The organism is Devosia sp. (assembly GCF_028290645.1).
Classification (GTDB): domain Bacteria; phylum Pseudomonadota; class Alphaproteobacteria; order Rhizobiales; family Devosiaceae; genus Devosia_A.
This window is the reverse complement of record NZ_JAQGJL010000045.1, coordinates 1-4,604: the sequence shown is the minus strand read 5'-3', so window position 1 is coordinate 4,604 and position 4,604 is coordinate 1. Positions and strand designations below refer to the sequence as shown.

Genomic DNA, 4,604 nt, shown 5'->3' with positions numbered 1-4,604 from the left:
GCGGCTTCCCCGCGCTACCTGGGGCGACCGTCATGGTTTCCGCCTGGGGTGATACGACTACCACCCCACCCGGTCTCCGCTGCACCAACCACTCGTCATGACCTCGCTTCAGGTGCAGCGGATGGGGAGAGAATACGACGGGTGGAGAGCGCGGGGATAAGTCGGGGAAGAATTTTTCACCTGGGGCAGCGCGGCTGTAGCCACCCCCACCCTTGATCCCTCCCCACAAGGGGGAGGGAGAGACTAAGGCAGCGTGGCCATGGGAGCCGAAGGTTGGGTGCTGGTCCTACTTCTTCTTGCCGTGGCCGGGGTTGCCCTGTTCCTCGGAGCCTTCGGAACCCTCGCCGCCGTTCCCTACGCCGTTGTTGTCCTTCCCGTTGCCCTGATCGTCCGGAGGCGGCGGAGGCGGCGGAGGTGGAGGCGGCGGCGGCAAGTCGGTGGCGGCGATGGCGCGGGTTGATCCTGTTTCCACCCTGTCCAGCGCAGCGGCGCATTGGGAGGGCTTGGAGACGTGGAAGTCTCGCCGCAACCGGGACTGCGAGGACACGTACGGAAACGCCGTTCCGGCAACCTTGCGGCGGTCGGCCTCGCGGTCGACGAGGTCGGCCTCGCGCCGCGACAGCAGTTGCGCCACGCCGCATCGCTCGGTGAGCGTGACGCATTCTCCCGATGTCGGACAGAGGATCACGCCGCCCTCGAAGAGCACCACGGTGGTCCTGCCGGTGGCGCGCTCGACGGTGAAGTCGAACTCGGTGCCGCGGATGCCGATGGTGCCCGTCGGCGTTGCGATCCGATAGGCGTTCTTCTCGCCCTTGCCGGTGATGAACCGGAACGTCCCGGCCAGCGCGTTGACGGCGAATTTCTCGGGCGTGCCGTCATTTCGCATCAGGTAGCGCTCGATGACCAGGGTCGAGCCGCGACCGATCACGAGGTGCGTCTCGTCCGAGAAAACGACCTGCACTTCCCCGTTTTGCCCGGTGACGATGGTTTCGCCCTCACGCAACTCGCTGCCACGCAAGAGCGTAATGCGGTTGCTTCCGAGCCCTCCCGTCGCCTCGGGACGAACTTCGGCGACCTGACCCAGTTTATCCTGAGCGCCAGCTCCGCCGGCAACGAGCATCACGGCGATCAGCGCCAAGCATACCCGGCGAAATAGCACAGCCCTTGCCCTCAAACTCTGTCGATCCGCGCATTAACACTCTATTTACGAAGAAGATCAACGGGGCGTTCAAGATGTTCGGAGGCCGAGGTTAACGTTCGTCAGGCGACGAAGCCGGCTACACGGCGACAAGCGCCGCCGCCCGTCCGACCACATCCTCGAACATCGTCGTCGTCAGCACACCCGTGTTCGTGTTGTAGCGCGAGCAATGGTAGCTATCGAACAGCGTTGCGCCGCTGCTGAGCCGGTGCTCGGCGCCGTGGCCGAAGGGGAACTTCGAGCGCTTCTCGCCCAGCGTGGTGAGCAGGGAATCGTGGGCGATCCGGCCGAGCGCGAGGAAGGCCCTGGGCCGGTGGACCTCGATGGCTGCGCCGAGGAACGGACGGCAGGTCCGGATCTCGTCGCCGGTGGGCTTGTTCTGCGGCGGCACGCAGCGCACGGCGTTGGCGATGAGCACGTTGCGGAGTTTGAGGCCGTCGTCCGGCCGCTGCTTGTAGTGACCGGTAGCGAGGCCGAACTTTTCGAGCGTGGCGTAGAGCAGGTCGCCAGCGTAGTCGCCGGTGAACGGGCGGCCGGTGCGGTTGGCGCCCTTGAGGCCGGGGGCGAGGCCGACGATCATCAGCCCCGGATGCGCATCGCCCCAGGTCGGCACCGGCCCGTTGAAGAAATCCGGATAGTGCCGCTGGTTGTCGTGGCGGAACGCCACGAGGCGCGGGCAGCGTGGGCAATCGTGCGGCGGATTGGTTTCAGGCAAGTGGGGCAACCGTGGAGGAGGGGACTCAGGTCCCCTTAGGGTCCACGGTCGCCATGGTGCGGTCAACCGCCGCCACCCGCTCGGGTGGGTGGGTGCGATCCACCGGCGGCACGCGGCCGACGATCTTGGCGAGATCGGCGACGTCCATGAAGAAATCGGCCTGGCGGCGAAGGTCGTCGGCGATCATCGGGGTCGGCGTGGTAAGCGTCGAGACCACCGTGACGCGCTTGCCCTTGCGCTGCAGCGCCGCGACCAGCGCGGTGAAATCGCCATCGCCCGAGAACAGCACCAGGTGATCATAGAACGGGCTCATCTCGAGCGCGTCCACGGTCAGCTCGATGTCCATGTTGCCCTTGATCTTCCGCCGCCCGGAGGCGTCGGTGAACTCCTTGGCCGGCTTGGTGACCACGGTGAAGCCGTTGTAGTCGAGCCAGTCGATGAGCGGACGGATCGAGGAGTATTCCTGATCCTCGACGAGGGCGGTGTAGTAGTAGGCGCGCAGCAGGTAGGACTTCGATTGAAACTCTGCGAGCAGCCGGCGGTAGTCGATGTCGACGCCGATCGCCTTGCTGGTCGCATAGAGATTCGCGCCATCGATGAAGAGAACTATCTTCTCGCGCGGATCGATTGACATGCCTGCTCTCCTGACCGGGGCGGCCGGCCTCTCAGGCTGCCCGGCATCAAATATCGTTGGCTTACCGCTAGGATCGAAGGGCAGCCCGATGGCGTGGTCCGCTCCCTAAGTTCGGAATACGCGCTTAATCCCGGGAATTTGCAATAACAATAAATATGGAGCCGTTAGGTCGTGTTTCGTTGCGGCGGCACAAGCGTTTGTTCCGTAAGGCGAATTTGACGCCCCTCGGGAAGCGTTTGGCTGTGGTAAAACACGCGTGCGTGTGTCGGGCTGAAAAACTTGTGCACCGGGGAGCGCTCGTGTATGAGGGCCGCTTGATCCCACAACATCCTGGAGACGTACGTGGCCCGCGTCACCGTAGAAGACTGCATTGAGAAGGTCGAGAACCGGTTCGACCTGGTGCTGATGTCAGCTCATCGCGCCCGCATGATCTCTGCCGGCTCGTCGATCACTGTCGATCGCGACAACGACAAGAATCCGGTCGTTGCGCTGCGTGAGATCGGCGACGGCACGATTTCCCCCGAAGACCTGCGCGAGGACCTGATCCATTCGCTGCAGAAATATGTCGAGGTCGACGAGCCCGAGAAGCACGCCGCTCCGCTGCTCGACGCCAATGCCGACGAGGACAGTGATACGTTCGATACGATCAGCGAAGACGAGCTGCTGCGCGGTATCGAGTCGCTGGCGCCGCCCGAGCGTCGCGACGATTGATCGGTTACTGATCTCGCATATATAGTCTTGAAGCGTCGGGCGTATCCGCCCGGCGCTTTTTTGTTTGCATCGCTGCATAGCCGCCAAGGCGGGGCCGCGTAGGAGTGCGGCAACCCCATGATGCGTCAGTACGAACTCGTCGAACGGGTGCAGGCCTACAACCCGAATACCGACGAGGCCCTGCTCAACAAGGCCTATGTCTATGCGATGCAGAAGCATGGCACGCAGAAGCGTGCCTCGGGCGACCCGTATTTCGCCCATCCGCTCGAAGTCGCCGCCATCCTCACCGATCTGAAGCTCGATGACGCCTCGATCGCCGTGGCGCTGTTGCACGACACCATCGAGGACACCGACGCGACGCGCGCCGAGATCGACCAGCTGTTCGGCCCTGAGATCGGCTCGATCGTCGACGGGCTGACCAAGATCGACCGGCTGCAGCTGGTGACCCGCGAGGAAGCGCAGGCGGAGAATCTCAGGAAGCTCCTGCTAGCGATTTCCGCCGACGTGCGCGTGCTGCTGGTGAAGCTCGCCGACCGGCTGCACAACATGCGCACGCTGGACTTCGTGCCGGTGGCCAAGCGCAAGCGCATCGCCACCGAGACCATGGATATCTATGCGCCGCTGGCCGGCCGCATGGGCATGCAGGACATGCGCCAGGAGCTCGAGGACCTGGCGTTCAAGACGCTGCAGCCCGACCACTACAAGGCAATCACCGACCGTCTCGCCGAGATGAAGTCGGATTTTGCCGACACCATCAAGACCATCAAGACCGAGCTCAGCGAGAAGCTCAAGGGCGAGGGGATCGATGCGCGGGTTTCGGCGCGGGTGAAGTCGCCGTGGTCGATCTTCACCAAGATCGAGCGCAAGCAGATCGCGCTCGAGCAGCTCTCGGACATGATCGGCTTCCGGGTGATCGTGCCGACGGTGGCCGATTGCTACAAGGCGCTGGGGATCGTCCATACCAATTGGAAGGTCGTGCCTGGGCGGTTCAAGGACTACATCTCGGTCCCCAAGCACAACGACTATCGCTCGATCCACACCACCATCGTCGGGGTGGGGCGGCAGCGCGCCGAGCTGCAGATCCGCACCGAGGAGATGCACCGGATCGCCGAGTTCGGCATCGCCGCGCATGCGCTCTACAAGGAGGGCGCCACCGACATCCACAAGATCGAGAACGAAAGCAAGGCCTTCGTCTGGCTGCGGCAGACCATCAGCCACCTGACGGCGGGGTCATCGACCGAGGATTTCCTCGAATACACCAAGCTCGAGCTGTTCCAGGACCAGGTGTTCTGCTTCACCCCGCGCGGCCGGCTGATCGCGCTGCCGCGGGGCGCGACGCCGATCGA

General features: G+C 64.0%; 5 protein-coding genes. 2 read left to right on the top strand and 3 right to left on the bottom strand.

The features are described 5' to 3' along the window. Window positions 1–286: 286 nt before the first annotated feature. The 3 genes from JWQ89_RS02565 to JWQ89_RS02555 form a co-directional block, all read right to left on the bottom strand. Window positions 287–1,138 (bottom strand): FecR domain-containing protein, encoded by an 852-nt coding sequence (locus JWQ89_RS02565; protein ID WP_299638153.1) that lies wholly within the window; start codon window positions 1,136–1,138, stop codon window positions 287–289. Between the two features lie 139 nt (window positions 1,139–1,277). After that, entirely contained in the window at window positions 1,278–1,913 is a 636-nt protein-coding gene (locus tag JWQ89_RS02560; protein WP_299638151.1) for a uracil-DNA glycosylase, read from the bottom strand. Window positions 1,914–1,938: 25 nt separating this feature from the next. Continuing rightward, the gene (locus JWQ89_RS02555; protein ID WP_299638150.1) at window positions 1,939–2,547 is read right to left on the bottom strand and encodes an NYN domain-containing protein; all 609 of its coding nucleotides are present in this window, start codon (window positions 2,545–2,547) and stop codon (window positions 1,939–1,941) included. A 342-nt stretch (window positions 2,548–2,889) separates the two neighbouring features. Between JWQ89_RS02555 and rpoZ the strand changes: the two genes are divergently transcribed. Together rpoZ and JWQ89_RS02545 are read left to right on the top strand one after the other, a co-directional pair. Then, window positions 2,890–3,258 carry a DNA-directed RNA polymerase subunit omega gene (gene rpoZ, locus JWQ89_RS02550; protein ID WP_055878973.1) on the top strand — a complete coding sequence of 123 codons (369 nt, stop codon included), beginning with the start codon at window positions 2,890–2,892 and terminating at the stop codon, window positions 3,256–3,258. Window positions 3,259–3,375: 117 nt separating this feature from the next. Beyond that, window positions 3,376–4,604 (top strand): RelA/SpoT family protein (locus JWQ89_RS02545; protein WP_299638145.1); only part of this gene is annotated, 1,229 nt, incomplete at its 3' end.

Excerpts from the sequence above, each read along its gene's own strand:
- JWQ89_RS02555 (WP_299638150.1), bottom strand. The coding sequence starts at position 2,547 with ATGTCAATCGATCCGCGCGAGAAGATAGTTCTCTTCATCGATGGCGCG.